This is a genomic window from Actinoallomurus acaciae (genome assembly GCF_042429965.1).
Classification (GTDB): Bacteria; Actinomycetota; Actinomycetes; order Streptosporangiales; family Streptosporangiaceae; genus Actinoallomurus; species Actinoallomurus acaciae.
Genome location: NZ_JBHLZP010001234.1, coordinates 1 through 700, shown reverse-complemented (window position 1 = coordinate 700; position 700 = coordinate 1). Strand labels below are relative to the sequence as shown.

Annotated in this window: 1 pseudogene; it reads left to right on the top strand. The window is 65.3% G+C overall.

The window, feature by feature from the left end:
- Positions 1-548, top strand: a pseudogene (locus ACFFNX_RS51840) (Crp/Fnr family transcriptional regulator); the annotation flags it as partial.
- Positions 549-700: the final 152 nt, after the last annotated feature.

The following is a 700-nucleotide window of genomic DNA, read 5'->3' as shown; positions in this document are numbered from 1 at the left end:
AGGCGCTGCGGGAACGTCAGGAGTACGAACTGGTCAACAACCGCGAGTTCGGCCTGCTCCACAACGCCGACCTCAAGCAGCGCGTCCACACCCGGAACGGCCCGCCCACCCCGGACGACATGGACGAACTGCTGTCGACGGTCTGGAAGAACCCGGGGTTCTTCCTCGCCCACCCGAAGGCCATCGCCGCGTTCGGCCGTGAGTGCAGCCGCCGGGGCGTCTACCCGCAGAGCGCCGACTTCGCCGGCAACCGGGTGCCCGCCTGGCGCGGTGTGCCGATCTTCCCCTGCAACAAGATCCCGGTGAGCGACGCCCACACCAGTTCGATCATGCTGCTCCGTGTCGGTGAGGAGGACCAGGGCGTCATCGGGCTCCACCAGACCGGCATCCCCGACGAATACCAGCCCGGCCTGTCGGTCCGCTTCATGGGCATCAACGAGCAGGCGCTCATCTCCTATCTCGTCAGCGCGTACTACTCCGCGGCCGTTCTGGTGCCCGACGCGCTGGGCATTCTCGAGAACGTCGAAACCGCCCCGACGAACGAATAACGGGTCGCCGATGGGCGCGGAGCGGTACGCGCTCCGCGCCTGTTCCCGTACGGATCAACAACTAACGATGAAAACAGAATGGTGGTGTGTGTCGTGACGGAGTCGGCGCAGTCGGGTTTGGTTGTTGAGGGTTCGTCGTTGAGTCTGGGTAC